Source organism: Enterobacter cloacae complex sp. 677-3DZ2D5B, assembly GCF_004136695.1.
Lineage (GTDB): Bacteria > Pseudomonadota > Gammaproteobacteria > Enterobacterales > Enterobacteriaceae > Enterobacter > Enterobacter hormaechei_C.
The window spans coordinates 412,634-437,532 of sequence record NZ_QFLS01000009.1 but is presented as its reverse complement, the minus strand read 5'-3'; the positions used below and the strand labels follow the sequence as shown (position 1 = coordinate 437,532).

The following is a 24,899-nucleotide window of genomic DNA, read 5'->3' as shown; positions in this document are numbered from 1 at the left end:
TTAACGGCTCAGACGACGCATACGTTCGGAAGGGGTAATGATGTCGGTGATACGTACGCCGTATTTATCGGCCACCACCACCACTTCGCCTTGTGCAATCAGGTAGCCGTTGATCAGAATATCCAGCGGCTCACCCGCTAAACCGTCAAGCGCCACCACGGAACCCTGCGTCAGGCGCAGCAGCTCTTTAATGGTCATGCGGGTGCGACCCAGCTCAACGGTGAGCTTGACCGGAATGTCCATAATCAGGTCGATGTCCTGCAACGTGCCGCTGACGTCGCCGCCGCCTAACTGCTGAAAGACCGCGTCTGCCGCGCTTTTCGTCGGCGTCGTTTTCTGCTCGTTTAACGCGTCAGCCCACAGATCGTCCAGTGCTCCGCTGTTTTCATCGGACGGATTGTTCATGTCACTCATTTGGGCTGTTCCTCATTCAGCGAATTCAAAATCGGGTTGATCAAGTGCTCAACGCGTAACGCATACTGGCCGTTAATCGTGCCGTACTGGCTTGTCAGCACGGGTACGCCATCCACATGGGCAATAATGCGGTCGGGTTTATCTATCGGCAAAACGTCGCCGGGTTGTAATTTCAGGATCTGCGATAACCGCATGGAGATGTCGGCAAAGTTGGCTACCAGCTCCAGCTGCGAGTGCTGCACCTGACGCACCAGGTTCTCACGCCAGTTCTGATCTTCGTGACGTGAGTTCTCCAGCGGCGGGTTCACTAGCAGTTCGCGCAGCGGTTCAATCATGCTGAACGGCAGGCAGATGTTGAACTCACCCGTCAGGTTGCCGATCTCGACGTGGAACGGGGTATTCACGACGATGTCATTCGGGGAGGTGGTGATGTTGGTAAATTTCACCTGCATCTCGGAACGCACGTACTCCACTTCCAGCGGGTTAATCGCTTTCCACGCGTCGCTGTAGGATTCCAGCGCCAGCTTCAGCATGCGGTTAATCACGCGCTGTTCGGTATGGGTAAACTCCCGGCCTTCCACTTTGGTCGGGAAACGGCCATCGCCACCGAACAGGTTGTCCACTGCGATGAACACCAGGCTTGGCGAGAACACCACCAGGCCGGTACCGCGCAGCGGTTTCAGATGGATCAGGTTAAGGTTGGTTGGCACCGGCAGGTTGCGGGCAAACTCATGATACGGCTGAATGCGGATGGCACCGACGGTGATATCCGGGCTACGACGCAGCAGGTTAAACAGCCCCATACGGAACTGACGTGCGAAACGTTCGTTGATGATCTCCAGCGCCTGTAAACGCTCGCGCACCACGCGACGCTGGGTATTGGGATCGTAGGGACGAATATTATCGTCGCCGGTCAGACCCGGTTTCGGTTCGTCACTCTTATCGCTGTCGCCGTTGAGCAGCGCATCGATTTCTGCCTGAGAAAGAATACTGTCGCCCATGTCGTTACCGCAGAATGAAGGCTGTATACAGAACGTCAGTGACTTCCTGCTTAGGTTGGCCGTTTACCAGCGGGGTCGCCAGCGTCTGTTTGATGGCATCGACCAGCTTTTGCTTGCCCACATCGGTGGCGAGCGCGGAGGCATCCTGACGAGAAAACAGCAGCAGCAGACGGCTACGCACTTCTGGCAGGTAGTCGTTCAGACGTGCACGGGTCGCTTCATCTTTCAGACGCAGCGTAATACCCACGTAAAGCACGCGATCCGCATCGCCCAGGTTCACGGTGAACGTATCCAGCGGGTAGAAGACCGGCGCCGGTGGAGGCGGCGCTTCAGCTTTGGCGGCCGCGCTGGAGGGTTCCTGCTGCATACGCCAGTAACTGTAGCCTGCGGTGGCGCAGGCCGCGAGGGTAATCAACACCAGCAGCGGGATCCAGATGGAACGCTTGCTTTTTTTGGTGATAGCGGAGTCTGTCATCTGATACGAGCTTCCTGTTTCGGTACAGCTTAATACGGTGATTATCCCGTGTCCGGCTTAGGTCAAAGCGTGGAAAAGACGGGGATAATCACGTTACCTCTGGCGTTTAGGCAAAGATGTCTACGGCACGGCTGCCGCGCGCGGCGGATTGCAGGGCGGCAGGGGCAGGCAATAACTCTTCACTCTCATCGTTAAACCCGCCATGCTTGCCGGAACGCGAAGCGTGCTGTTGCTGCCCGGATGAGGACTGCTGCTGCCCGGCAAAGCCCTCGCTGCTGACGCTGCTTTGGGAAAGCTGAATGCCGTTTTCCGCAAGCTGCGTGCGCAGGATCGGCAGGGCCGCTTCCAGCGCCGCGCGAACGTGGCTGTGGGGCGAAACCATCTGCAACTGTGCCTGGTTGTCATCCAGCTTAAGCGAAATTTGCACCTGACCCAGATCTTCCGGGTGCAGACGCAGCTCTGCGGTCTGCTGTCCCTGTCTGGTGAACAGGGTGATGTGCTGGCTCAGATTCTGCTGCCATTCGTGCGTGCCCAGCGGCTGGCTTAACATCGGCGCTGTCGCAACGGTAGCGGCAGGCTGTGAAGGCGCCAGGTGACTGACGATCGGGGCCAGCGTCGCGGTTGGGCTGGCGGCAGGCGACGCCGCGCTCGCTACGTCCTGCTTCTCCGCGACGGCGGCGACGGCTGGCGTAACGGCTGCCGTGGCGGGCAGCGAGGTGTCGCTGTCCTGAACCGGCATTTTTTCCTGACCCGTTAACGCATGGCTAAGCGGCTGATGCTGGCCGTTATCCGTCTGGGCTAGCGCAGAGGGGAGGGCGGCACGGGGGGCGATCTCCCCGGTGCTCGCAGGCTGCGTCGCTACCGGGGTGGTGGTCTGCTGGTGCGGTAACATCGCCATCAGCGCGCTTAACCCGGCCAGCTCCTCTTCTTCAGTCGTGGTCTCGCTGTTTGTTTTCGCCTCCGGCTGGGTTAGCGCCTTCAGCGCATCCGTATTCGCGGCGGGTTTCAGGCCGGAGACGAGGCTTTGCAGGGAGACGGCGGTATCTTCACCGGTCAGCGTCTCCTGGCGGGAGAGCAGCTCGGCGATTTTGGCCTGGAGCGTGGTATCACCGTTTTTTTCCTGTGCCGCTGTCGACAGCTTGCTTCCCGCCGCTTTTAGATCGGCCAGCGTCAGCGGAGCATCTTTGCCTTTGCCAGTGGTCTCGGTCAGCGCGCCCGCCAGCAGAGAGAGAAAATCTTGCGCGCCCTCAGCGCCTTTCCCGGCAAGCGTGCTGCCGGACGGGTCGCTGTCGGTCATCAGCAGTTGTTGCAGTGTGATCATTCAGGTTTCCTCATTGATGCGCGCTGGGCAAACTCATCCATTTTTTTCTGATCCAGACGGTTTTCCGCCAAGGTCGAGGCTGCAATCTGCCGGTCCTGTAGGGTTTGCCAGGCCTGCAACCGCTGTTTTTTCTCGCGCCAGAAATTCAGCGCGGTATCGACTTTTTGCGTCCACTGGTTAAGCTGCTGGCGATGCTGCTCAATCGCCTTTTCCAGCGTCTGGATAAACTGCTGATAGTTAATCCAGCGCTGGCTACCAATGCCCTGCGTCATGTCGGTGTTAAGGTTGGTGCGATATTCATGCTGATAGTCGATTAACATCTTCAACTGTTCTTCAGCCTGCTGGCACCCGCGTCGCATTGCGCCAAGCTGCAATGCGGCATCATCAACTTCTTTTTCAGCCAGATCTTTCAGCGTTGATAACGCGCTGTTCTGCGCCATGACCTTCGCCCTCCACCTGTGTTACACCTGCGGGAAAATCAGCTCCAGTGCCTGGAGGGAATCTTCCCAGTCGGCGCGTTCAAAAATACCCTGTTGCAGAAATGCCTCCAGCTGCGGCCAGAGGGCAATCGCTTTATCGAGCATCGGGTCGCTGCCTTTGGCGTACGCCCCGACGCTTACCAGATCGCGGTTGCGCTGGAAGCTGGAGAGCAGTTGTTTGAAGTTACGCACGCGGGCGTAGTGTTGCTCGGTGATCAAGGCCGTCATCGCACGGCTGATCGACGCTTCAATATCAATCGCCGGGTAGTGCCCGGCTTCGGCCAGACGGCGCGACAGCACGATATGGCCGTCGAGGATCGCGCGCGCGGAGTCGGCAATCGGGTCCTGCTGGTCATCACCTTCGGTCAGTACCGTATAGAACGCGGTGATGGAGCCGCCGCCGCTGATGCCGTTCCCCGCGCGCTCAACCAACGCCGGGAGCTTGGCGAAGACCGACGGCGGGTAGCCTTTGGTCGCGGGCGGCTCGCCGATGGCCAGCGCAATCTCACGCTGCGCCATCGCGTAGCGGGTCAGGGAGTCCATAATCAGCAGCACGTGCTGGCCCCGGTCGCGGAAATCTTCCGCAATACGCGTGGCGTAGGCGGCACCCTGCATACGCAGCAGCGGCGACACGTCCGCAGGCGCGGCGATCACCACCGAGCGGGCGCGGCCCTCCGTACCCAGAATGTTTTCGATGAAATCTTTGACTTCGCGACCACGCTCACCAATCAGGCCAACGACGATCACGTCAGCCTGGGTATAACGCGCCATCATGCCGAGCAGGACCGATTTACCCACGCCGGAACCGGCAAACAGCCCCATACGCTGGCCGCGTCCCACGGTGAGCAGGGCGTTAATCGGCCGCACGCCGGTATCCAGTACGTGCTCGATTGGCGTGCGTTGCAGCGGGTTGAAGGGTTGGGTGATCAGCGCGCCGGTTTCGGTGGTATCAGGGGAGGGCAGGCCATCGAGCGGTTTGCCGCTTCCGTCCAGGACGCGGCCCAGCAGCGCCGGACCGAGCGGGAGCTGTTTGCCGCTTTGCAGGCCGTCACCGCTAATGTTTTTCGCGTAGACGCGGGCGCCGGGCAAAATCCCTTCCACTTCTTCAAGGGGCATCAGAAACAGGCGCTGACCGTTGAACCCGACCACTTCGCTTTCCACTTCACGCGTCTCCCCCCCGTCCTGCCGCTCAATCACGCAGGTGGCGCCGAGCGGAAGTTGCAGCCCCGTGGCTTCCAGAACCAGACCGGTGGCGCGCGTCAGGCGTCCATAACGACGAACGGATGGCAGCTGCGCCATCTTCGTTTCAAAATTATCAAGCGTGTTAAGCCAGCGCGTAAGGCGAGCGGTCATCAGACGACTCCCGGTGCCGCCAGGCGGCACAGTTCCTGCCAGCGGGTCGCGACGCTGGCATCCAGATCGCCCTCATCCGCAGAGACCTTACAGCCTCCGTGATGAAGTGACGGATCGCCGCGCAGCCGCCAGCCGTGCAGGCTCAGCGTCGCGCCGAGGCTCTCTTCCACGCGCTGCAAATCATCAGGATGAACGCGCAGCTGCGGTTTGCCGCTGAACAGCGGCTCCTGCTGGAGTAGCCCCTGGATCTGCTTAATCAGCGCGGCGTTATCCACTATCGGCGTCTGGCCGATCACCTGACGGGCCGCCTCCAGCGCCATCTGCATCAGGCGCGAAGCAATCACGCTGTCGAGCGCATCCAGCGTATGCTGAAACTCGCTCACCAGCTGCTGCATGCGGGCATGTAGCGGCGCCTGCTGCTGGCGCGCCTGCTCGATGCCCTGCTCTAAACCTTTCGCCAGCCCTTCCTGATAACCCTGTGCGTGCCCGGTCTGACGACCTTCGTTCATCCCTGCATTGAAGCCCTGTTCGTGCGCCTGCATTTGCATCTGGGCCAGCAACTGGGCGCGCTGTTCCTCTTCACTCAGCTCGGGTTCGCCCGCCCCGGCGTCGCCCTCGTCGGACGACACAACGGCAGGGGTGAACTCTGCGCTGGGAGGGGAGAGGTCGTCAGGCGTCCAGCGCTTCCACGACAGTTCATCAGACATAGGTGTCGTCTCCGCTGCCAATCACCATCTCGCCGGTTTCGGCCAGTCGACGAACAATAAGCAGGATCGCTTTCTGTTCGTTTTCCACCTGAGACAGACGTACCGGGCCACGGTTGGCCAGGTCGTCGCGCAGGATATCGGCCGCACGCTGGGACATGTTGCGCAGGAACTTCTCGCGCAGCGGCTGCTCGGCGCCTTTGAGGGCGATAAGCAGCGATTCGGAGTCCACCTCCTGGAGCAGGCGCTGGATGCTGCGGTCGTCCACTTCGACCAGGTTTTCGAACAGGAACATCTCGTCGATAATTTTCTGCGCCAGCTCGCCGTCGAACTCGCGTACTGCCGTAATAACCGCCTCTTCCTGCTGCGTTTTCATCAGGTTGATGATTTCCGCTGCCGTTCTCACGCCGCCCATTTTGCTGCGCTTGAGGTTCTGGCCGTCGAGCAGGTTGTTCAGCACTTCGGTCAGCTCCGCCAGCGCGGCTGGCTGGACGCCGCCGAAGGTGGCGATACGCAGCATCACGTCGTGGCGCAGGCGCTCGTCGAACAGCGCAAGAATATCGGCCGCCTGGCCCCGTTTGAGGTGGACCAGAATGGTGGCGATAATCTGCGGGTGCTCGTCGCGAATAAGATCGGCGGCGCTTTGCGGCTCCATAAAGTTGAGCGTTTCGATCCCACTGGCGGTGTCGCGCGTTTCGAGAATATCTTCCAGCAGGCTGGCGGCGCGCTCTTCGCCCAGCGCCTTAACCAGCACGGAGCGCAGGTATTCGTTGGCGTTGACGTTGAGGGCGGCAAACTGCTCGGCTTCCTGCTCAAACTCCGCCAGCACCTCGGTCAGCTGCTTGTTAGAGATCTGGCGCACGTTGGCCATCGCCGCGCTGAGGATCTGCACTTCTCGCTGGGAGAGGTGTTTAAACACCTCCGCCGCGCGATCTTCCCCAATGGTCATCAGCAGGATGACGCTCTTATCGGTGCCTGTAAGCGTATTACTCATGTTCGTTACCCATCCAACCGCGGATGACCAGCGCGACGACGCGCGGATCGTTATCTGACATTTCGCGAATGCGCTGGCTCATCACCTCTGCGCCCATGCGCTGGTTAGCACGACGCTGCTGCATCTGTTCATCTTTGCTGAGACGAACTTCAACCGCTTCTTCCTCGTCCGGACGCGCGTTCTTCTGTTCCAGCGCGGCTTTCTCGGCTTCAGCACGACGCTGTAGCTGAGGACGAACGCCCTTACGCCACAGCAGCCACGCGACAATCAGCACCAGCAGCCAGCGGCCTGCGGACATCAGCTGATCGAAGAACGCCTGCTGTTGCCAGAACGGCAGTTCGCCACCGGTCTCATCCACCGGGTTGAACGGTGAGTTCACAACGTTGAGGGTATCGCCACGTTTTTCAGAGAAGCCCATCGCTTCGCGGGTCAAATCTTCGATCTGCTTCATCTGCTCCGCCGTGAGCGGCAGCGGTTTACCGTCCGGCAGCGTTTTGTAGTTCACCACCACGGCAACAGAGAGACGCTGAATATCGCCCGTGTTCAGTTTGGTATGGCGGATGGTCCGGTCGACTTCGTAGTTGGTCGTTTCGTTACGGCTGCTGTTACGCGGGCCGGTACTGTTCGCGGTCGAGGTCGTCTGCTGATTCGTTTGCTGACCGTTCTGCGGGTTTGCCGGCGGGGTGGAGATTGGCGCGGCGTTGGCAGGTGCAGGCTGGTTAGAGAGCGCGCCCGGCACACCGCCAGGATACTGGCCGCCGACCTGTTCCGACTCATTGATCTGACGCGAGCGTAACACGGCGCGGGAGGCATCCCCGTTCGGAGCGTACTGCTCTTCGGTTTGTTCTTTATTCGAGAAATCAATCTGCGCGGTGACTTGCGCGTGTACGTTGCTGCTGCCGACCACCGGGCCCAGAATCGCTTCGATGCGACGCTGGAGACGGCCTTCCACATCCGCGGCGTATTTCAGCTGAGCGTCATTGAGATCGCGCCCGGCGGTGTTGGACTGCGTCAGCAGATGACCACTCTGATCCACCAGCGTGACGTTACCTGGCGGCAGACCGGCCACCGCGCTGGAAACCAGGTGCGTAACGGCGCTGATCTGCCCTTCATCCAGCGCACGGCCAGGTTCGAGGTTAACGGTCACAGAGGCAGAAGGGGACTTTTGTTCGCGGACAAACAGGGACGGCTTAGGCATCGCCAGGTGCACACGGGCACTTTTCACCGGGCCTAAGGTTTCAATCGTACGGGCCAGCTCACCTTCCAGCGCGCGTTGGTAGTTAACCTGCTCGCTGAACTGACTGATGCCGAATTTTTCCTGATCCAGCAGCTCAAACCCAACCGCGCCGCCTTTCGGCAGCCCCTGCTGGGCGAGACGCAGGCGAAGCTCGTGCACTTTATCTGCCGGTACTTCAAGTGCACCGCCGTTATCGGCAAAGCGATACGGGATGTTCATCTGGGTCAACTGGGTGACGATGGCACCGCCATCCTGGTCGGAAAGGTTGCTGTAGAGCGTGCGGTAATCGGGGCTTTTTGCCCATAAGACCATCGCGACAACGATCGCAATGGCGGCAGCGCCTGCCACAATCAACGGGATCTTAGGGTTGGCGCGAAGGCGGTTCATCCACTCGAGTGATTTATTCTGTGGCGCTGTCGATGCTGCTGTCGCACTCATTGCGCACCTCTTAAATCCTGGTGGTTTACGTTATTCGTGTAGAGAAACAAAACTGACTCCCGGGTCGGCAAACACGACAAAAGTTCCATACTGATGGCCCTGCCATTATTTGATGATTCGGGATTTTCTATGCGTCAAATAACCTGGTTTTTTAACGCTATTTACCGCCATTATCTTATTGACAAGCTGTTAGTCTTGACCTCGTAAAAAACCATCCAGGGGAGAGTCATGGCTATACAGGGCATTGAAGGGGTACTCAGTCAGTTACAGGCAACGGCGATGACCGCCCGTAATCAGAGCGTGGCTGACCAGCCGCCGGGCGTCAGTTTCGCCGGTCAACTGCATGCGGCGCTGGACCGGATCAGCGACAAGCAAAACGCGGCCCGTACCCAGGCTGAGAGATTTACCCTTGGCGAACCCGGCGTGGCGCTCAACGATGTGATGGCCGATCTGCAAAAAGCGTCGGTGTCATTGCAGATGGGGTTGCAGGTGCGTAACAAGCTGGTGTCGGCATACCAGGAAGTGATGGGGATGCAGGTTTAATCAATACCTATCTTACGCTGGCAGCCTGATGGCTTTAATGCCACAATATTTTTTTCTTCGCATGCAGGAAAGATGATGAAAAAAGTAGCAATTGTGGCTGCGATGCTGACGTTAGCGGGATGTGTTCAGGTTGATAACTATCAGGAAGTGATTAAGCACCCGGTACCTTCGCAACTGGCAGGTTACTGGCAGTCGAAAGGTCCGCAGAGCGCGATGGTGAGCCCGGAAGCGATCGCCACGCTGGTGGTGACGCCAGAAGGGGATACGCTGGATTGCCGTCAGTGGCAGCGCGTTATCGCGGTGCCGGGTAAGATCATGCTGCGTTCAGATGATTATTATAACGTGACGCGTAAGCTGGATGTCTATCCGCTGGAGCGTGATGGGGCGGCGCTGGAGTATGACGGTATGGAACTGTACAAGGTTGACCGTCCAACGGTGGAATGCGCAGATTACCTGAGTAAGAATCCGCTGGAGAGTAAGCTTCCGTAACTTTTAACCCGAAGCAAAAAACTTGTTTGAGAACGACTGAAGGCTTTCAGCGATGCTCTGGTCCGGCTGTAAATCGCTGAGGCGTTTCCTGTAGGCCGGGGCGAGGCGCAGGGATGCGCCGAGAGGGCGGGCTTTACAGGGATGTTACCTCCGCCCGTCCCCGATAAGCCGGAAGGAATAAGCCGAAGGCACCGCGAAGCGGCGATTTTCCGCCGGAAGCCCGGGTCGCCAGGGTGGTGGCGACTGAGCCACCCTGGCACGTTCACCGGCCATGTCGTGACAGAGTAGCAAGGAACATAACGTGAACGGAATGACCACCAGAGCCGTATGTTCCCCCTCACCCCAGCCCTCTCCCTCAAGGGAGAGGGGGCCGTCTGTGCAGACATTATTTTGTGAGGATGGCGTACGCTTCGGGAGCGGGTCCGCAGACCGCACTGTTCCAGCACTACAGCGCGTCCTCAATCACCCAGACGCTGACGCTTCCCCCGTTACAGAAGAACGTCCCTTCGCCATCCGCCGCCGTGGTCACGGTTTCCTCGCGGTTGCCTAAAAAATCACGCCAGGTCTTGTTGCCGTAATTCTCCCCGAGGCAGATCGTCTTCTCGCCGTCATCGCCATTCGACAGCACCACAACACAGCCCGGGTGTTCCTCAGTCCCGCTGCGGCTGAACGCAATACAGTTTGGATGATCGAAAAACAACGTCTGCACGCCGTGGGCAAAACGCTGCCGGGCGAGGATAAGCTCGTGGAGCTGTTCAATCACCGGCATATCGATGTGATACGTCTCGCCATCCCCGCCGGTGTCGTCATAGCTGGCGCCAAAAAGATCCGGGTAGAACACGCTCGGCACGCCGTTTTCACGCAGCAGGATGAGCGCGTAGGCCAGCGGTTTGAACCAGGCTTCAACCGGGGCTTCCAGCGCCTGCAAGGGTTGGGTGTCGTGGTTGGCAACCAGCGTCACGGCATGGAACGGATCGGCTTCCACCAGCGTACCGGTGAAAATCTGGCTCATATCGTAGTCGCGTCCCTGGCGTGAGGCTTCGTGAAATTTCATTTGCAGTGGCGCATCAAACAGCATGGTTTTGCCGTCCACCTGATTGATGTAGTGCTGCAATTTATCCACTTCGTGTGACCAGTATTCCGCCACGATAAACAGCGGCTGCGGGGCCACCTCCTGGACGTGCTCAATCCACTCTTTATAGAACCAGGCCGGGATGTGTTTTACCGCGTCAAGGCGGAAGCCGTCGCAGTGAGTTTGCTCCATCACCCAGCGCGCCCAGTATTTGATCTCCTCCGTTACCGCATGGTTGCGAAAATCAATATTTTCACCCATCAGGTAATCGAAATTGCCCATCTCATCGTCGACCTGATCGTTCCAGCCTTCGCCGGTGTAGTCGTTGACGATTTTGAAGATACCGTCCTCATTGGGGTTTTCAATGTGGTCGATACCGCTAAAGCATTTGTAATCCCAAATGAACTGCGAATACTGGCCGGCCCGAGCGGGGAAGGTGTAGCGCGTCCAGGCTTCGCATTCGATGATCTCATCGCTGATTTGGGTGCGATCCTGCGCATCCACGCGCTGCACGCGGACGGGTTCCTTCTCATCGGCCCCCATTTTGTGGTTGACCACCACGTCCAGAAGCACCGCAATCTGGTTACTTTTTAAGGCGTTGATGGCCTCCAGCAACTGGGCTTTATCGCCGTATTTGGTGGCGACGCTGCCTTTCTGGTCAAACTCACCGAGGTCGAAAAGGTCATAAGAGTCATACCCGACGGAATAGCCGCCGGATGCCCCTTTGTAGGCCGGCGGTAACCAGACCATATTGATGCCGATTTCGTTCAGGTTGGGGGCTAATGCCGTGACTTCTCGCCACAGTTCACCGCCGGTGGGGTAGTACCAGTGAAAACATTGTAAAAGTGTTGGGTTGCGCATGCACCATCTCCATGAGGTCGCGAAACTCAAGTATGGAGCAGGTTTGGCAGAAATGCCTGGCGAACGAAACGGTTAACGTTTGCCCGCCAGTTAAATGGCTAATTGATATCGCTATTACTTTGCGGAACCAGGACATGACCGCCCTGGTTACCGTAGGTGGAGAGAACGGTTTTCTGGATGGAGGATTGACCAACCAGCTTCGCCAGCTCATCCATTCTGGCTTGCAGCAACGTTTTTACCTGGCCTTCGTTGTCCAGGATCACCCGCAGCGTCGGGCGAAGCTGCTCCTGAATCTGCGTCGAAGGTTCACTTTCCTGAGTGAGACGAGCCAGTGAGTGCACCGCATTAACATAGTCGGTTTCACAGATGATCAGATCATCCCATAGTCCCTGCCGGGCCAGTCGCAACATCAACTGGCTCTGCTCAAGGAGTTGCTGATAAAGGGCATAAAGTTGCGGTGCGTTACTCATTAGACGGCGTCCTGCATCAGTTGTGGCGTACCGGCAACCTCCTTCCACCCGTCAGCGATATTGCGCAGCAGGTTTTCCACCTCTTCGATGGCGCTGGCGTCGTTATTCACGTTGGCGTGCAGGAGGCGACGTACCATATAGGCATAAAGGGCAATCAGGTTTTGCGTAAGCTCATCCCCGTTATTTTCCACCAGGCCAACCTTCAGCCCGTTTTCGATAATGTTGATGGCTTTTGAAAGCGCCAGCCCTTTTGCCGGGATATTACCGTCTGCCAGGAACAGACGCGCGCGTACCAGCGCGCTGAGGGCTCCATCAAATAGCATGATAACCAGCTGCTGCTGGCTGGCGCTCATCACCGCGCTTTCAACTTCTATCTTTGCGTAGGCTTGCGTGCCTTTTGCGCCGTACATGTTATCCCCCTCGGGTCTGATTAGCGTTTACTACTTGTTGCTGGACGTATTTTCGAACTGCTGCGTCAGGTAGCTGCTGGTGTTGTTCAGCGAGGTCATCAGTACGTCCAGCTGGGTAAACTGGGCTTTGTACTGCGCCACTCTCGCGTCAATACGTTCGCTCACGGCGTTATATTGATCCGTTAACTTGTTCAGCGTTTTGCTGACGCCATCTTTGGCCGCCTGGATAATACCTTTGCTGGAAAGCCAGTCAGTCAGATGGGTGGCCATGGTGGTGGTGATCCCGGTGGTTTTACCGTCACCCACAACCAAATCTTTCACGGCTGCCGGGTTCTCCGTCAGCGCTTTTTTTAGCTTGTCGCTGTCCAGTTCCAGCTTGCCCGTGCTTGGATCTGAAGTAATGCCGACCTGAGACAGCGTTTTATAGGCGGTTCCGCCGACGGTGTTGCTCAGCATGGTTTTCAGCTGCGTCTGGATAGTACGCAGCGTAGTGTCTCCGAGCAGGGCACCGTTGCTGGTATCTTGTTCATCCTTACCCGGATCTACCGCCGTGTATTTTGTCAGTGAGGCGAAGCTATCTTGCAGGGTGTTGTAGGCATCCACCCAGGCTTTCATCGCCGTTTCCGCTTTCGACGTATCTTTAGTTATCGTCAGCGTCTGGTTACCGGTGGTGACGTCGTTCAGGTTCAGAGTGATATCTTCCAGCGCATCGCTGATGGTGTTGCTGCTGTTTTCGATATCGACGTTATTCACCTTCAGCTTCGCGTTCTGCGCGGTGACGCTTTCCGTCATGCCGTTGCTGGCGTCGGTGCTGGTGCCGTTGTAACCCATAAAGGATTGCAGGGCGCTGTCGCCGCTCACGCTGATGCTGACCGCGTTGTCCGCCCCGGTTTCGGTGGAGGTGATGGACAGACGATACTGACCATTACCGACGTTAATAATACTGGCGGTCACGCCGGCGTCAGCTTTGTTAATCGCATCGCGAATGCCGGTCAGCGAGGAGTTTGCCGCGCTGATATCGACGGTCACCGGATCTTTACCGTTACCGGCGGTAAAGGTGATCTTGCTGTCAGCCGTGGCAATGGCCGTTTTGCTGTCCGGCTGCGCATTTTTGGTCGTCAGGGTTTGCGCCTGCGCCAGCTGCGACACGCTGATGGTGTATTTACCGGCAATCGCGCTGCCGGTGGTGGTGGCGCTGAATGCCGTGGTGCTGCTCGACGTGCTGGTCGCCGTAAACAGATCGGCTTTATTCAGCGCGGTGTTGGCAGTCTGAAAGGCTTCCAGTGAACTCTTCAACGTGCCGTAAGCGCTCAGCTTGGCGGTATAAGATGACTGTTGTTTGGAAATCGGCGTCAGCTGCGCTTTTTCGGCCGTGGTCAGACTATCCAGAATGTCTGCTAACTTAAGACCCGAACCAATCCCCAATGATGAAATACTTGCCATATTTATTCCTTAATCTATCGACACGTAGAACGAATAGTGGGGTTATCGGCCTTTATGGGGGAAAGTTTACGGTTAATTTCTTTTTTTTAATGGCGGGAATAACGCTAATAGAGAAGAGCTTTTCCGTGGCTAAAAAAATTAACGCGATCCTGAAAAAAATTTAAAGGTTGTTTTGGACCAGACGATAACACCTTTGACGGCGATGAAGCCGAAGGGTGGAAACCCAAATCTAACCAAACAGATTTGATGAACAACAGGAATCGAAATCATGGCACAGTACATTAATACCAACAGCCTCTCGCTGATCACTCAGAATAACATCAACAAGAACCAGTCCGCTCTGTCTTCTTCTATCGAGCGTCTGTCTTCTGGTCTGCGTATCAACAGCGCGAAAGATGACGCTGCGGGCCAGGCGATTGCTAACCGCTTCACCTCTAACATCAAAGGCCTGACTCAGGCTGCACGTAACGCTAACGACGGTATCTCTGTTGCTCAGACCACTGAAGGCGCGCTGTCTGAAATCAACAACAACTTGCAGCGTATCCGTGAACTGACCGTTCAGTCTCAGACTGGTACCAACTCTGATTCTGACCTGTCTTCAATCCAGGACGAAATCAAATCCCGTCTGTCTGAAATCGACCGCGTATCCGGTCAGACTCAGTTCAACGGCGTGAACGTACTGGCTAAAGACGGCAAAATGAATATCCAGGTCGGGGCGAATGATGGCGAAACCATCACCATCGATCTGAAGAAAATTGATTCAAAAACTCTTGGCCTGGATAGCTTCAACGTAAATGGTCCTAAAGATGCAAAAGGAACCTTGGGTACAGTCGCTAACGCAGACTTTACCTCTTATTACGGTTCTACCACTAGCGTCACTAAAGCGACTGTAGAAGAAAAAAGCGCAAACGACTTAGCGACCCGTCTTGGTGTAGGTAATGGCAGCGTTGCGTTAACAGCTGACGAAGTTTACAAAGATGACAATGGTAATCTGTTTGCAAAAGTAACGATTACTCCTGCAAATGCTGCGGAAGTTAACAACCTGAAAGCAAACGGTTTTGAAAGCGAATCAGGAAAGCCTAAAGAGTATTTCATCGCTCTGGATCCACAGTCAGCAGATACTAAGACTGCCGCTGACACAGCAGCGTTCACTATCGATACTTCTAGCCTGAGCCTGAAAAATCTGACTACTGGTTCTTCTTCTAACCCACTGGCTAAATTGGACGAAGCTATCGCGTCTGTTGACCAGTTCCGTTCTTCACTGGGTGCGGTTCAGAACCGTCTGAGCTCTGCCGTAACCAACCTGAACAACACCACCACCAACCTGTCTGAAGCGCAGTCCCGTATTCAGGACGCCGACTATGCGACCGAAGTGTCCAACATGTCTAAAGCGCAGATCGTTCAGCAGGCCGGTAACTCCGTGCTGTCCAAAGCTAACCAGGTTCCTCAGCAGGTTCTGTCTCTGCTGCAAGGCTAATCGCCTGATTAAGCTCAAACCCCGCTTCGGCGGGGTTTTTTCTGTCCGTATTTACGCGTAACCCCCCAAATAACCCCTCATTTCACCCACTATTCACCCGATTAAAACCCCTCCAGAATCGGATAATCATGCCGATAACTCAACTAACGCAGGGCTGTTTATCGTGAATTCACTCTATACCGCTGAAGGTGTAATGGATAAACACTCGCTGTGGCAGCGTTATGTTCCGCTGGTGCGTCACGAAGCATTGCGCCTCCAGGTGCGTTTGCCGGCGAGCGTGGAACTGGACGATCTGCTACAGGCGGGCGGTATCGGGTTATTGAATGCAGTTGACCGGTACGACGCTCTGCAAGGAACGGCATTTACGACTTACGCAGTGCAGCGTATTCGTGGTGCGATGCTGGACGAGCTGCGCAGCCGCGACTGGGTGCCGCGCAGCGTTCGCCGCAACGCGCGCGAAGTGGCGCACGCGATGGGGCAGCTGGAACAGGAGCTGGGGCGCAACGCGACGGAAACCGAAGTAGCGGAGCGTCTGGGCATTCCTGTTGAAGAGTATCGCCAGATGTTGCTCGATACCAATAACAGCCAACTCTTCTCTTATGATGAGTGGCGCGAAGAGCATGGCGATAGCATCGAGCTGGTGACGGATGAACATCAGCAAGAAAACCCGTTACACCATTTACTGGAAGGGAATTTACGCCAGCGCGTGATGGAAGCGATTGAAGCTTTACCGGAACGTGAGCAACTGGTGTTAACCCTCTATTACCAGGAAGAGCTCAATCTCAAAGAGATTGGCGCCGTGCTGGAGGTGGGCGAGTCACGGGTGAGCCAGCTGCACAGTCAGGCCATTAAACGCCTGCGCACAAAACTGGGTAAGTTATAGGTGAGTCATTCGCCTTGGAAATGCCGCACAACGTATTGACAACCAGGAGTTATCATGACGGTGCAGCAATCTAAAAGACGGCCTTTAAGCCGCTACCTGAAAGACTTTAAACACAGCCAGACGCATTGCGCCCACTGTAAAAAATTACTCGACCGCATCACGCTGGTTCGTCGCGGTGAAATCGTGAATAAGATTGCGATTTCCCGCCTCGATACGCTGATGGATGAAGCCGCCTGGCTTGAAGAGCAAAAAGAGTGGGTAGCGCTTTGCCGTTTCTGTGGCGATCTCCATTGCAAAGAGCAAAGCGACTTCTTCGATATTATCGGCTTCAAGCAGTTCCTGTTTGAACAAACCGAGATGAGTCACGGCACCGTGCGTGAATACGTGGTTCGCCTGCGCCGCCTGGGTCAGCATTTGACCATGCAAAATATCTCCCGCGATCTGCTGACGACCGGATACCTGGATGAAAATCTGGAGCCCTGGCTGCCCGCCACCAGTACCAACAATTACCGCATCGCGCTGCGAAAGTATGCACAATATAAAGTCCAGATGCCGGGCGTCATAAAGCAGAAAGTCCGCGCCGGAACAACTTCTGATATATATTAAAAAAGAATAAGATGTAGCGCAGCCGCCTTTGACGTTGCAGGCGATTTCTCTACACTACTCAAAAATTCCACTGTATCGGAGTACTTATGAAATTAGCACTTCTGGGTCGTCAGGCGCTGATGGGGATGATGGCCGTTGCGCTGGTCGCGGGGATGAGCGTGAAAACGTTCGCGGCAGAGAATCTGCTCAACAAAGTTAAAGAGCGCGGCACGCTGCTGGTTGGGCTGGAAGGAACCTATCCTCCGTTCAGCTTCCAGGGCGACGACGGTAAACTGACCGGTTTTGAAGTGGAGTTTGCGCAGGAGCTGGCAAAACACCTCGGCGTTAAAGCCTCCCTGAAACCCACCAAATGGGATGGGATGCTGGCGTCACTGGATTCCAAACGTATTGACGTGGTGATTAACCAGGTAACCATTTCTGACGAACGTAAGAAGAAGTATGACTTCTCCACGCCGTACACCGTGTCCGGTATTCAGGCGCTGGTGAAGAAAGGTAACGAAGGCAGCATCAAGTCCGCAGCGGATCTGAAAGGTAAGAAAGTCGGCGTCGGTCTGGGCACCAACTACGAAGAGTGGCTGCGCCAGAACGTGCAGGGCGTGGACATCCGTACCTACGATGATGACCCGACGAAATACCAGGATCTGCGCGTAGGCCGTATCGACGCCATTCTGGTTGACCGCCTGGCAGCGCTGGATCTGGTGAAGAAAACCAACAATACCCTGGCTGTCGCGGGTGATGCGTTCTCCCGTCAGGAGTCCGGCGTGGCGGTGCGTAAGGGTAACGAGGATCTGCTGAAAGCCATCGATGGCGCCATTGCTGAGATGCAGAAAGACGGTAGCCTGAAGGCGCTTTCTGAGAAGTGGTTCGGCGCAGACGTGACGAAATAAGTCTCTGACTGACAAAAAAAGGCGCTTTTAAAAGCGCCTTTTTTATTTCTCGCGCGTCTGCGTGCATAATGAAATAACAATTGTTTGCGTGACCGGAGGAACCATGTCACTACAGAATTTAACGCGCTTTCCCCGTCTGGAATTTATCGGCGCACCCACGCCGCTGGAGTATCTGCCGCGATTTTCTGACTATCTGGGGCGCGATATATTCATTAAGCGTGACGATGTGACGCCCATGGCGATGGGCGGAAATAAGCTGCGCAAGCTGGAATTTCTCGCCGCCGATGCCCTGCGCGAGGGGGCGGATACGCTGATCACCGCCGGGGCAATTCAGTCTAACCACGTTCGCCAGACGGCGGCAGTGGCGGCGAAGCTGGGGCTCCACTGCGTAGCCCTGCTGGAGAACCCGATCGGGACGCAGGCAGAGAATTACCTGACTAACGGTAACCGTCTGCTGCTGGATCTGTTCAACGTGCAGGTTGAAATGGTCGACGCGTTGACCGACCCGGCAGCACAGCTCGACGAGCTGGCGACGCGTCTGGAAGCGCAGGGTTTTCGTCCGTACGTGATCCCGGTTGGCGGCTCGAATGCGCTGGGTGCCCTCGGCTATGTTGAGAGCGCGCTGGAAATCGCTCAGCAGTGCGAAGGCGCGGTAAGTTTATCCTCGGTGGTGGTGGCGTCCGGCAGTGCGGGGACCCATGCCGGTTTAGCGGTCGGGCTTGAGCAGCTGATGCCGGAGGTCGAGCTGATTGGCGTGACGGTTTCCAGAAGCGTTGCGGACCAAAAGCCGAAAGTCGTCACCCTGCAACAGGCGGTGGCTGAACAGCTTGCGCTTCAGGCGAAGGCGGAAATATTGCTGTGGGATGACTATTTCGCGCCGGGCTATGGCACCCCCAATGATGAAGGGATGGAGGCCGTTAAGCTGCTGGCCCGTCTCGAAGGTATTCTGCTTGACCCGGTCTATACCGGTAAGGCAATGGCGGGCCTGATCGACGGCATCGCCCGGAAGCGCTTTAAGGATGAAGGACCTATTTTGTTTGTTCATACTGGCGGAGCGCCTGCGCTGTTTGCCTATCATCCTCATGTCTAAAAATCAGGTAGAAAAATAATAATGCAAGAAAGTATTCAACTGGTCATTGATTCGCTGCCGTTCTTGCTTAAAGGCGCGGTGTTTACTTTACAGCTCAGTATCGGCGGGATGTTCTTCGGGCTGGTGCTCGGGTTTGTGCTGGCACTGATGCGCATGTCCAACATCTGGCCGGTGCGATGGCTGGCGCGGTTTTACATCTCCGTGTTCCGCGGAACGCCGCTTATCGCCCAGCTGTTTATGATTTACTACGGGCTGCCACAGTTCGGTATCGAGCTGGATCCGATCCCGGCGGCGATGATTGGCCTGTCGCTGAATACAGCGGCGTACACCTCTGAAACGCTGCGTGCGGCGATCTCCTCCATCGATAAAGGGCAGTGGGAAGCGGCGGCCAGTATCGGGATGACCCCGTGGCAGACGCTGCGCCGGGCGATCCTGCCCCAGGCGGCGCGCGTGGCGCTGCCGCCGCTGAGCAACAGCTTTATCAGCCTGGTGAAAGACACCTCCCTTGCGGCGACCATTCAGGTGCCGGAGCTGTTCCGTCAGGCGCAGCTGATCACCTCGCGTACGCTGGAAGTGTTTACTATGTATCTGGCGGCCTCGCTGATTTACTGGGTGATGGCGACGGTGCTGTCCGCTCTGCAAAACTATTTTGAAAACCAGCTTAACCGCCAGGAGCGTGATCCAAAATGAGTGCAATTGACGTCAAAAACCTGGTGAAAAAATTCCACGGGCAAACGGTGCTGCATGGCATTGATCTTGAGGTTGAGGAGGGCGAAGTGGTGGCAATTATCGGCCCGAGCGGGTCAGGCAAAACCACGCTGCTGCGCAGCATCAATTTACTGGAGCAGCCCGAAGGCGGGACGATCCGCGTGGGTGATATCACCATTGATACCGGGAAACCTATCAGCCAGCAAAAAGGGCTGATTCGCCGCCTGCGCCAGCATGTCGGCTTCGTGTTCCAGAGCTTTAATCTCTTCCCGCACCGCACGGTGCTGGAAAACATTATTGAAGGGCCGGTCATCGTCAAGGGGGAACCTAAGGAAGACGCCACGGTCCGCGCCCGCGAGCTGCTGGCGAAGGTTGGCCTGGCAGGGAAGGAGACGAGCTATCCGCGTCGCTTATCTGGCGGGCAGCAGCAGCGTGTCGCTATTGCACGCGCGCTGGCGATGCGCCCTGATGTGATCCTGTTTGACGAACCCACATCCGCGCTCGATCCTGAGCTGGTCGGGGAAGTGCTGAACACCATCCGACAGCTGGCGCAGGAGAAACGCACGATGGTGATTGTGACGCATGAAATGAGCTTCGCCCGCGACGTTGCCGATCGGGCTATTTTCATGGATCAGGGGAGAATAGTTGAGCAGGGGCCAGCTAAAGCGCTGTTTGCCAATCCGCAGCAGCCCCGTACCCGTCAGTTCCTTGAAAAATTCTTAATGCAGTAGCATTTTAGCGTTCAATTTGCTCCAGATGCCGCTTCTGGAGCAAATTATCCTCCCTTAAACTCCGTTCTGTTGCTTTTTTATTCCGCCTGAAGTGGATAAGCCATCGCCAAATTAAAGATAATCTGCCTGTGGCCGATATTTTATATAAATAATCATGCTAAATGTGTTAGGTTATATTCACCATAATAATGATTATCTTTATCAGAGGCTTCATTCGGCAAGTATGAGGGATATAGACTTTTTCACCTGGCGACGGGAATGCGTCCTCCGGTTTCAGCAAATGACCTGTGCTGACGAGGTATATCAGGAACTTCAGCGACAAACGCAGGCGCTTGAATTCGACTATTATGCGCTTTGTGTTCGACACCCTGTGCCATTTACCCGCCCGCGAACATCCGTCCATTCCAGTTATCCGCAACAATGGATGGCGCAATATCAGTCCGAGAATTATTTCGCCATTGACCCGGTACTGAAGCCGGAGAATTTCATTCAGGGACATTTGCCCTGGACGGATGAATTATTCACGGATGCCCAGCAATTATGGGACGGCGCGCGGGACCACGGTTTACGCAAGGGAATAACGCAGTGTCTGATGATGCCAAATCATGCGCTCGGTTTCCTTTCCGTGTCATGTACCAGCTTACAGGCACACTCGATATCCAGTGAAGAAGTTGAGCTGCGTTTACAAATGCTGGTCCAGATGGCGCTCACTACGCTGTTGCGCTTTGAACATGAGACGGTGATGCCGCCTGAAATGAAATTCAGCAAGCGTGAACGGGAAATTCTGAAGTGGACCGCAGAAGGGAAGACGTCGGCAGAAATCGCCATCATTCTTTCCATCTCGGAAAATACCGTCAATTTCCACCAGAAGAATATGCAGAAGAAATTCAACGCACCGAATAAGATCCAGATAGCGTGTTATGCCGCGGCGACGGGACTTATCTGACTGATATCACGTTCTGCGTGTCAGACGAGAAAACGGCTGAATGCTTTGCATCCAGCCGTTTTTGTTACTGGCGGTAGGCTTGTTTAATTTGCTTAACCGTATTGGCAAAAACAGCGGATTCCGCCTGGTCTTCCATCTGCGCGATCTGTTTTTCCATTTTAATGATCACACGACCAGCATCAGCCTGGCCCATCGCCTGTAGCATAAGCGTCAGCAGCGACTTCAGGCAGTTTACTTCCTGTGCCAGTTCCTGGTTATTCTCGGCAGTGGCAAATTCAGGTGTGCTCATTTATTTTCCTCATTATAAAACAGCGCATGAGCGCGACGATGAAAGTTAAGGCGGCGGAGTATACCACAAGCTATGGCAAAAAATGCAGTGGTTGTTTTTTATACTTGTCGCGCCGCGATTATTGGTCGACGCGGATTATGAAGGTACTCTGTCCAATATGTTAGCGGCAATTAAATGTTTATCCCCGGTTCGTCATTCGTTAATTGTTGTTACAAAAAATCGCGCGCACTTTTTCGTTTGAGTTAACAACTGTTTTAGTAACTTTTTGAATATCGATGCTAGAAAATAGCGGTAAAAGCCCAGCGGACAAGGGTTTTCTTTCCACTTGCTGTACAGCCTAATTTCCAAAAACGAGACCAGAATCGTATAGCCGATTTTTTAGCGTTTTAATCTTGCATGGAAAACCGTTAATATAAACCCAATTAGCAGTCAGTAGCGTTATCCCTATTCTGGAGACATTTCCTTTGATCAACGTCCTTCTTGTTGATGACCACGAACTGGTGCGCGCAGGGATACGACGCATTCTTGAAGATATAAAGGGTATTAAAGTTGCCGGCGAGGCGTGCTGTGGCGAAGATGCCGTCAAATGGTGTCGCGCTAACTCCGCAGACGTGGTGCTGATGGATATGAACATGCCCGGTATTGGCGGGCTTGAAGCCACGCGCAAAATCGCGCGCATGTTCGTTGATACCAAAGTTATCATGCTGACCGTCCATACCGAAAATCCGCTGCCTGCCAGGGTTATGCAGGCGGGTGCTGCCGGGTATCTCAGTAAAGGCGCCGCGCCGCAGGAAGTTGTCAATGCGATCCGCACCGTATACGCCGGGCAGCGTTACATCGCTTCTGATATTGCTCAACAGATGGCTCTGAGTCAGATTGAACCGGAAAAAACGGAATCTCCGTTTGCCAGTTTGTCTGAGCGCGAATTGCAGATTATGCTGATGATCACTAAAGGTCAGAAGGTGAATGAGATCTCAGAGCAGTTGAATCTCAGCCCGAAAACGGTCAACAGCTATCGCTATCGGATGTTCAGTAAATTGAACATTCACGGTGATGTCGAACTGACTCACCTGGCCATTCGCCATGGTTTGTGCAATGCGGAGTCGTTAATAAGTCAGTGAGTGAAGCGTTCGATTCAAAAGCATTTCTGAAAACCGTCACCAGCCAGCCGGGCGTCTACCGAATGTACGACGCTGGCGGTACGGTTATCTATGTCGGTAAGGCAAAAGATCTGAAAAAACGCCTTTCCAGCTATTTCCGCAGCAACCTTGCCTCCCGTAAAACCGAAGCGCTGGTCGCACTTATACACAACATTGATGTCACCGTAACGCATACGGAAACGGAAGCGCTGCTGCTTGAGCACAACTATATCAAGCTGTATCAGCCGCGCTACAACGTCCTGCTGCGCGATGATAAGTCCTACCCGTTTATCTTCCTGAGCGGTGATACCCATCCTCGCCTGGCGATGCATCGTGGCGCTAAGCATGCGAAGGGTGAATACTTTGGCCCTTTCCCGAACGGTTATGCCGTACGCGAAACGCTGGCGCTGTTGCAAAAAATCTTCCCCGTTCGCCAGTGTGAAAACAGCGTCTACCGCAACCGTTCCCGGCCGTGCCTGCAATATCAGATTGGCCGCTGCCTGGGGCCGTGCGTTGAAGGGCTGGTAAGCGAAGAAGAGTACGCGCAGCAGGTGGAATATGTCCGCCTGTTTTTAGCCGGGAAAGACGATCAGGTGCTGACGCAACTGATTACTCGTATGGAAAAAGCCAGCGCGGCGCTGGAATTTGAAGAGGCCGCACGCATCCGCGACCAGATCCAGGCGGTGCGCAGGGTGACCGAGAAGCAGTTTGTTTCTAATACGGGCGACGACCTCGATGTTATCGGCGTAGCCTTTGACGCCGGTCTGGCCTGTGTTCACGTGCTGTTTATTCGTCAGGGCAAAGTGCTCGGCAGCCGCAGCTACTTCCCGAAGGTGCCGGGCGGCACTGAGCTGGGTGAAGTGGTGGAGACTTTTGTCGGCCAGTTTTATTTGCAGGGCAGCCAGATGCGTACGCTGCCCTCGGAGATCCTTCTGGACTTCACGCTCGACGATAAAACCCTGCTGGCGGAATCGCTTTCAGAGCTGGCAGGCCGCCGGGTGAATGTCCAGACGAAACCGCGGGGCGATCGCGCGCGTTATCTGAAGCTGGCACGAACAAATGCCGCCACGGCGCTGACCACCAAACTGTCCCAGCAGTCGACCGTCAGCCAGCGTTTAACCGCCCTTGCTACGCTGCTCAAGCTGCCGGAAGTGAAACGCATGGAATGCTTCGACATCAGCCATACGATGGGTGAGCAGACCGTGGCGTCGTGTGTGGTCTTTGATGCGAATGGCCCCCTGCGGGCAGAGTATCGTCGCTATAACATCACCGGCATTACGCCCGGTGACGATTATGCCGCCATGAACCAGGTGCTGCGCCGTCGCTATGGTAAAGCGATTGAAGAGAGCAAAATCCCGGACGTTATCCTTATCGACGGCGGGAAAGGGCAGTTGGGGCAGGCGAAGGCGGTATTCGAATCGCTCGACGTAGAGTGGGACAAGAACCATCCGCTGCTGCTAGGGGTAGCGAAGGGGGCAGATCGTAAGGCTGGCCTGGAAACGCTGTTCTTTGAGCCGGAAGGCGAGGGCTTTAGACTGCCGCCGGATTCCCCTGCGCTGCACGTGATCCAGCATATTCGCGATGAGTCGCACGATCATGCCATCAGCGGGCACCGTAAAAAACGGGCGAAAGTGAAAAATACCAGTACCCTTGAGACGATTGAAGGCGTCGGGCCAAAACGTCGCCAGATGCTGTTGAAGTATATGGGCGGATTGCAAGGATTACTCAACGCCAGTATGGAAGAAATTGCAAAAGTGCCGGGTATTTCGCAAGGGCTGGCAGAAAAGATCTACTACTCGTTGAAACATTGAGGGCTCTGTAGCAACATAGAGCTAAATTTTACTGACAACAGACAGTTACCGTCATCATGCGATTTAATATCCCTACGTTGCTCACTCTCTTTCGCGTTGTGCTCATTCCGTTCTTCGTCCTGGCATTTTACCTGCCGGTCGTCTGGGCGCCTTTTGCCTGTGCGCTTATTTTCCTGATCGCTGCCGTGACGGACTGGTTTGACGGTTATCTGGCGCGTCGCTGGAACCAGAGCACCCGCTTTGGCGCCTTCCTCGATCCGGTTGCGGATAAGGTGATGGTAGCAATCGCGATGGTGCTGGTGGCGGAACATTATCATACCTGGTGGGTGACGCTGCCTGCCGCGACCATGATTGGACGTGAGATTATTATCTCTGCCCTGCGCGAGTGGATGGCGGAGCTGGGTAAACGCAGCAGCGTGGCGGTGTCCTGGATTGGGAAAGTTAAAACCACTGCGCAGATGGCGGCGCTGGTGTGGATGCTGTGGCGTCCGAATGCCTGGGTAGAGTGGGCCGGCATTGGTCTGCTGTGGGTTGCGGCGGTGCTGACATTATGGTCAATGCTGCAATATTTGAACGCTGCGCGCGGTGATTTGCTTGAACAGTGATCGTTTCGGCTTAATTTTCAGCA

The 24,899-nt window shown here is 55.6% G+C and carries 27 protein-coding genes; 13 read left to right on the top strand and 14 right to left on the bottom strand.

Annotation, left to right across the window (positions count from 1 at the left end; all coding sequences use genetic code 11):
• The 9 genes from fliN to fliF form a co-directional block, all read right to left on the bottom strand.
• Nucleotides 1-414: a flagellar motor switch protein FliN gene (gene fliN / locus DD597_RS15605; RefSeq protein ID WP_003859592.1), complete on the bottom strand. Its 414-nt coding sequence runs from the start codon at nt 412-414 to the stop codon at nt 1-3.
• Nucleotides 411-1,415, bottom strand: a complete 1,005-nt coding sequence (gene fliM / locus DD597_RS15600) for a flagellar motor switch protein FliM (RefSeq protein WP_003859594.1) — start codon at nt 1,413-1,415, stop codon at nt 411-413. The genes fliN and fliM overlap by 4 nt, the downstream gene beginning before the upstream one ends.
• 4 nt (nt 1,416-1,419) lie before the next feature.
• Complete coding sequence (gene fliL, locus DD597_RS15595; protein WP_003859598.1) at nt 1,420-1,890, bottom strand: flagellar basal body-associated protein FliL; 471 nt, start codon at nt 1,888-1,890, stop codon at nt 1,420-1,422.
• Nucleotides 1,891-1,996: 106 nt separating this feature from the next.
• Entirely contained in the window at nt 1,997-3,211 is a 1,215-nt protein-coding gene (fliK, locus tag DD597_RS15590) for a flagellar hook length control protein FliK (protein ID WP_129256378.1), read from the bottom strand.
• On the bottom strand, nt 3,208-3,651 hold the full coding sequence (gene fliJ / locus DD597_RS15585) for a flagellar export protein FliJ (RefSeq protein WP_006811155.1): 444 nt from the start codon (nt 3,649-3,651) through the stop codon (nt 3,208-3,210). The genes fliK and fliJ overlap by 4 nt, the downstream gene beginning before the upstream one ends.
• Nucleotides 3,652-3,672: 21 nt before the next feature.
• Nucleotides 3,673-5,043 (bottom strand): flagellar protein export ATPase FliI, encoded by a 1,371-nt coding sequence (gene fliI / locus DD597_RS15580; RefSeq protein WP_045330340.1) that lies wholly within the window; start codon nt 5,041-5,043, stop codon nt 3,673-3,675.
• The gene (gene fliH / locus DD597_RS15575) at nt 5,043-5,750 is read right to left on the bottom strand and encodes a flagellar assembly protein FliH (protein ID WP_045346618.1); all 708 of its coding nucleotides are present in this window, start codon (nt 5,748-5,750) and stop codon (nt 5,043-5,045) included. The genes fliI and fliH overlap by 1 nt, the downstream gene beginning before the upstream one ends.
• The gene (gene fliG, locus DD597_RS15570; RefSeq protein ID WP_003859608.1) at nt 5,743-6,741 is read right to left on the bottom strand and encodes a flagellar motor switch protein FliG; all 999 of its coding nucleotides are present in this window, start codon (nt 6,739-6,741) and stop codon (nt 5,743-5,745) included. The genes fliH and fliG overlap by 8 nt, the downstream gene beginning before the upstream one ends.
• Nucleotides 6,734-8,416, bottom strand: a complete 1,683-nt coding sequence (gene fliF / locus DD597_RS15565) for a flagellar basal-body MS-ring/collar protein FliF (protein WP_045617692.1) — start codon at nt 8,414-8,416, stop codon at nt 6,734-6,736. The genes fliG and fliF overlap by 8 nt, the downstream gene beginning before the upstream one ends.
• 228 nt (nt 8,417-8,644) lie before the next feature.
• Between fliF and fliE the strand changes: the two genes are divergently transcribed.
• Together fliE and yedD are read left to right on the top strand one after the other, a co-directional pair.
• A complete protein-coding gene (gene fliE, locus DD597_RS15560) occupies nt 8,645-8,959 on the top strand; it encodes a flagellar hook-basal body complex protein FliE (protein ID WP_003859612.1) in 315 nt (104 codons plus the stop codon).
• A 75-nt stretch (nt 8,960-9,034) separates the two neighbouring features.
• Nucleotides 9,035-9,448: a lipoprotein YedD gene (gene yedD, locus DD597_RS15555; protein WP_003859613.1), complete on the top strand. Its 414-nt coding sequence runs from the start codon at nt 9,035-9,037 to the stop codon at nt 9,446-9,448.
• Between the two features lie 445 nt (nt 9,449-9,893).
• On the opposite strand, the gene amyA is transcribed toward yedD, so the two are convergent.
• The 4 genes from amyA to fliD form a co-directional block, all read right to left on the bottom strand.
• Nucleotides 9,894-11,381 (bottom strand): alpha-amylase, encoded by a 1,488-nt coding sequence (gene amyA / locus DD597_RS15550; protein WP_045329940.1) that lies wholly within the window; start codon nt 11,379-11,381, stop codon nt 9,894-9,896.
• A 98-nt stretch (nt 11,382-11,479) separates the two neighbouring features.
• Nucleotides 11,480-11,851, bottom strand: a complete 372-nt coding sequence (gene fliT / locus DD597_RS15545) for a flagella biosynthesis regulatory protein FliT (protein ID WP_003859615.1) — start codon at nt 11,849-11,851, stop codon at nt 11,480-11,482.
• Entirely contained in the window at nt 11,851-12,261 is a 411-nt protein-coding gene (gene fliS, locus DD597_RS15540; protein WP_003859616.1) for a flagellar export chaperone FliS, read from the bottom strand. Before fliS ends, fliT begins: the two co-directional genes overlap by 1 nt.
• Before the next feature lie 30 nt (nt 12,262-12,291).
• The gene (gene fliD, locus DD597_RS15535; RefSeq protein ID WP_003859617.1) at nt 12,292-13,704 is read right to left on the bottom strand and encodes a flagellar filament capping protein FliD; all 1,413 of its coding nucleotides are present in this window, start codon (nt 13,702-13,704) and stop codon (nt 12,292-12,294) included.
• Between the two features lie 268 nt (nt 13,705-13,972).
• On the opposite strand from fliD, the gene DD597_RS15530 reads away from it, so the two are divergent.
• From DD597_RS15530 to sdiA, 8 genes are all read left to right on the top strand, one after another.
• On the top strand, nt 13,973-15,181 hold the full coding sequence (locus DD597_RS15530; protein ID WP_003859621.1) for a FliC/FljB family flagellin: 1,209 nt from the start codon (nt 13,973-13,975) through the stop codon (nt 15,179-15,181).
• Between the two features lie 163 nt (nt 15,182-15,344).
• Nucleotides 15,345-16,064, top strand: coding sequence for an RNA polymerase sigma factor FliA (locus DD597_RS15525; protein ID WP_003859623.1), 720 nt, complete (start codon nt 15,345-15,347; stop codon nt 16,062-16,064).
• Nucleotides 16,065-16,118: 54 nt separating this feature from the next.
• On the top strand, nt 16,119-16,670 hold the full coding sequence (gene fliZ, locus DD597_RS15520) for a flagella biosynthesis regulatory protein FliZ (RefSeq protein ID WP_015570235.1): 552 nt from the start codon (nt 16,119-16,121) through the stop codon (nt 16,668-16,670).
• A gap of 86 nt (nt 16,671-16,756) precedes the next feature.
• On the top strand, nt 16,757-17,557 hold the full coding sequence (gene tcyJ, locus DD597_RS15515) for a cystine ABC transporter substrate-binding protein (RefSeq protein WP_003859627.1): 801 nt from the start codon (nt 16,757-16,759) through the stop codon (nt 17,555-17,557).
• Between the two features lie 103 nt (nt 17,558-17,660).
• A complete protein-coding gene (gene dcyD, locus DD597_RS15510; RefSeq protein ID WP_017693220.1) occupies nt 17,661-18,647 on the top strand; it encodes a D-cysteine desulfhydrase in 987 nt (328 codons plus the stop codon).
• A gap of 21 nt (nt 18,648-18,668) precedes the next feature.
• Nucleotides 18,669-19,337 carry a cystine ABC transporter permease gene (gene tcyL / locus DD597_RS15505; RefSeq protein ID WP_003859632.1) on the top strand — a complete coding sequence of 223 codons (669 nt, stop codon included), beginning with the start codon at nt 18,669-18,671 and terminating at the stop codon, nt 19,335-19,337.
• Entirely contained in the window at nt 19,334-20,086 is a 753-nt protein-coding gene (gene tcyN, locus DD597_RS15500; protein ID WP_059294696.1) for an L-cystine ABC transporter ATP-binding protein TcyN, read from the top strand. Before tcyL ends, tcyN begins: the two co-directional genes overlap by 4 nt.
• A gap of 223 nt (nt 20,087-20,309) precedes the next feature.
• Entirely contained in the window at nt 20,310-21,032 is a 723-nt protein-coding gene (sdiA, locus tag DD597_RS15495; protein ID WP_003859639.1) for a transcriptional regulator SdiA, read from the top strand.
• Between the two features lie 64 nt (nt 21,033-21,096).
• Here the strand turns inward: sdiA and DD597_RS15490 are convergent, their stop codons facing one another.
• Nucleotides 21,097-21,321 (bottom strand): DUF2594 family protein, encoded by a 225-nt coding sequence (locus tag DD597_RS15490; protein WP_003859644.1) that lies wholly within the window; start codon nt 21,319-21,321, stop codon nt 21,097-21,099.
• Nucleotides 21,322-21,785: 464 nt separating this feature from the next.
• Here DD597_RS15490 and uvrY point away from each other — a divergent pair, with 464 nt between their 5' ends.
• Genes uvrY through pgsA form a run of 3 tightly spaced genes read left to right on the top strand, consistent with a single transcriptional unit; the run spans nt 21,786 to nt 24,876 of the window.
• Complete coding sequence (gene uvrY / locus DD597_RS15485) at nt 21,786-22,442, top strand: UvrY/SirA/GacA family response regulator transcription factor (protein WP_003859647.1); 657 nt, start codon at nt 21,786-21,788, stop codon at nt 22,440-22,442.
• Entirely contained in the window at nt 22,439-24,271 is a 1,833-nt protein-coding gene (gene uvrC / locus DD597_RS15480; RefSeq protein ID WP_063855807.1) for an excinuclease ABC subunit UvrC, read from the top strand. Before uvrY ends, uvrC begins: the two co-directional genes overlap by 4 nt.
• A gap of 56 nt (nt 24,272-24,327) precedes the next feature.
• Nucleotides 24,328-24,876 (top strand): CDP-diacylglycerol--glycerol-3-phosphate 3-phosphatidyltransferase, encoded by a 549-nt coding sequence (gene pgsA, locus DD597_RS15475; protein WP_003859652.1) that lies wholly within the window; start codon nt 24,328-24,330, stop codon nt 24,874-24,876.
• Nucleotides 24,877-24,899 lie beyond the last annotated feature (23 nt).

What these genes read in the sequence shown, in the direction of transcription:
- fliT (WP_003859615.1), bottom strand. Translation starts at nt 11,851, where the DNA reads ATGAGTAACGCACCGCAACTTTATGCCCTTTATCAGCAACTCCTTGAG.
- DD597_RS15490 (WP_003859644.1), bottom strand. Translation starts at nt 21,321, where the DNA reads ATGAGCACACCTGAATTTGCCACTGCCGAGAATAACCAGGAACTGGCA.
- fliH (WP_045346618.1), bottom strand. Translation starts at nt 5,750, where the DNA reads ATGTCTGATGAACTGTCGTGGAAGCGCTGGACGCCTGACGACCTCTCC.
- sdiA (WP_003859639.1), top strand. Translation starts at nt 20,310, where the DNA reads ATGAGGGATATAGACTTTTTCACCTGGCGACGGGAATGCGTCCTCCGG.
- fliG (WP_003859608.1), bottom strand. Translation starts at nt 6,741, where the DNA reads ATGAGTAATACGCTTACAGGCACCGATAAGAGCGTCATCCTGCTGATG.
- tcyN (WP_059294696.1), top strand. Translation starts at nt 19,334, where the DNA reads ATGAGTGCAATTGACGTCAAAAACCTGGTGAAAAAATTCCACGGGCAA.
- fliZ (WP_015570235.1), top strand. Translation starts at nt 16,119, where the DNA reads ATGACGGTGCAGCAATCTAAAAGACGGCCTTTAAGCCGCTACCTGAAA.
- fliJ (WP_006811155.1), bottom strand. Translation starts at nt 3,651, where the DNA reads ATGGCGCAGAACAGCGCGTTATCAACGCTGAAAGATCTGGCTGAAAAA.
- fliN (WP_003859592.1), bottom strand. Translation starts at nt 414, where the DNA reads ATGAGTGACATGAACAATCCGTCCGATGAAAACAGCGGAGCACTGGAC.
- yedD (WP_003859613.1), top strand. Translation starts at nt 9,035, where the DNA reads ATGAAAAAAGTAGCAATTGTGGCTGCGATGCTGACGTTAGCGGGATGT.
- DD597_RS15530 (WP_003859621.1), top strand. Translation starts at nt 13,973, where the DNA reads ATGGCACAGTACATTAATACCAACAGCCTCTCGCTGATCACTCAGAAT.
- fliF (WP_045617692.1), bottom strand. Translation starts at nt 8,416, where the DNA reads ATGAGTGCGACAGCAGCATCGACAGCGCCACAGAATAAATCACTCGAG.
- dcyD (WP_017693220.1), top strand. Translation starts at nt 17,661, where the DNA reads ATGTCACTACAGAATTTAACGCGCTTTCCCCGTCTGGAATTTATCGGC.
- fliD (WP_003859617.1), bottom strand. Translation starts at nt 13,704, where the DNA reads ATGGCAAGTATTTCATCATTGGGGATTGGTTCGGGTCTTAAGTTAGCA.
- tcyJ (WP_003859627.1), top strand. Translation starts at nt 16,757, where the DNA reads ATGAAATTAGCACTTCTGGGTCGTCAGGCGCTGATGGGGATGATGGCC.
- fliK (WP_129256378.1), bottom strand. Translation starts at nt 3,211, where the DNA reads ATGATCACACTGCAACAACTGCTGATGACCGACAGCGACCCGTCCGGC.
- fliL (WP_003859598.1), bottom strand. Translation starts at nt 1,890, where the DNA reads ATGACAGACTCCGCTATCACCAAAAAAAGCAAGCGTTCCATCTGGATC.
- fliE (WP_003859612.1), top strand. Translation starts at nt 8,645, where the DNA reads ATGGCTATACAGGGCATTGAAGGGGTACTCAGTCAGTTACAGGCAACG.
- fliS (WP_003859616.1), bottom strand. Translation starts at nt 12,261, where the DNA reads ATGTACGGCGCAAAAGGCACGCAAGCCTACGCAAAGATAGAAGTTGAA.
- pgsA (WP_003859652.1), top strand. Translation starts at nt 24,328, where the DNA reads ATGCGATTTAATATCCCTACGTTGCTCACTCTCTTTCGCGTTGTGCTC.
- fliI (WP_045330340.1), bottom strand. Translation starts at nt 5,043, where the DNA reads ATGACCGCTCGCCTTACGCGCTGGCTTAACACGCTTGATAATTTTGAA.
- tcyL (WP_003859632.1), top strand. Translation starts at nt 18,669, where the DNA reads ATGCAAGAAAGTATTCAACTGGTCATTGATTCGCTGCCGTTCTTGCTT.
- amyA (WP_045329940.1), bottom strand. Translation starts at nt 11,381, where the DNA reads ATGCGCAACCCAACACTTTTACAATGTTTTCACTGGTACTACCCCACC.
- fliM (WP_003859594.1), bottom strand. Translation starts at nt 1,415, where the DNA reads ATGGGCGACAGTATTCTTTCTCAGGCAGAAATCGATGCGCTGCTCAAC.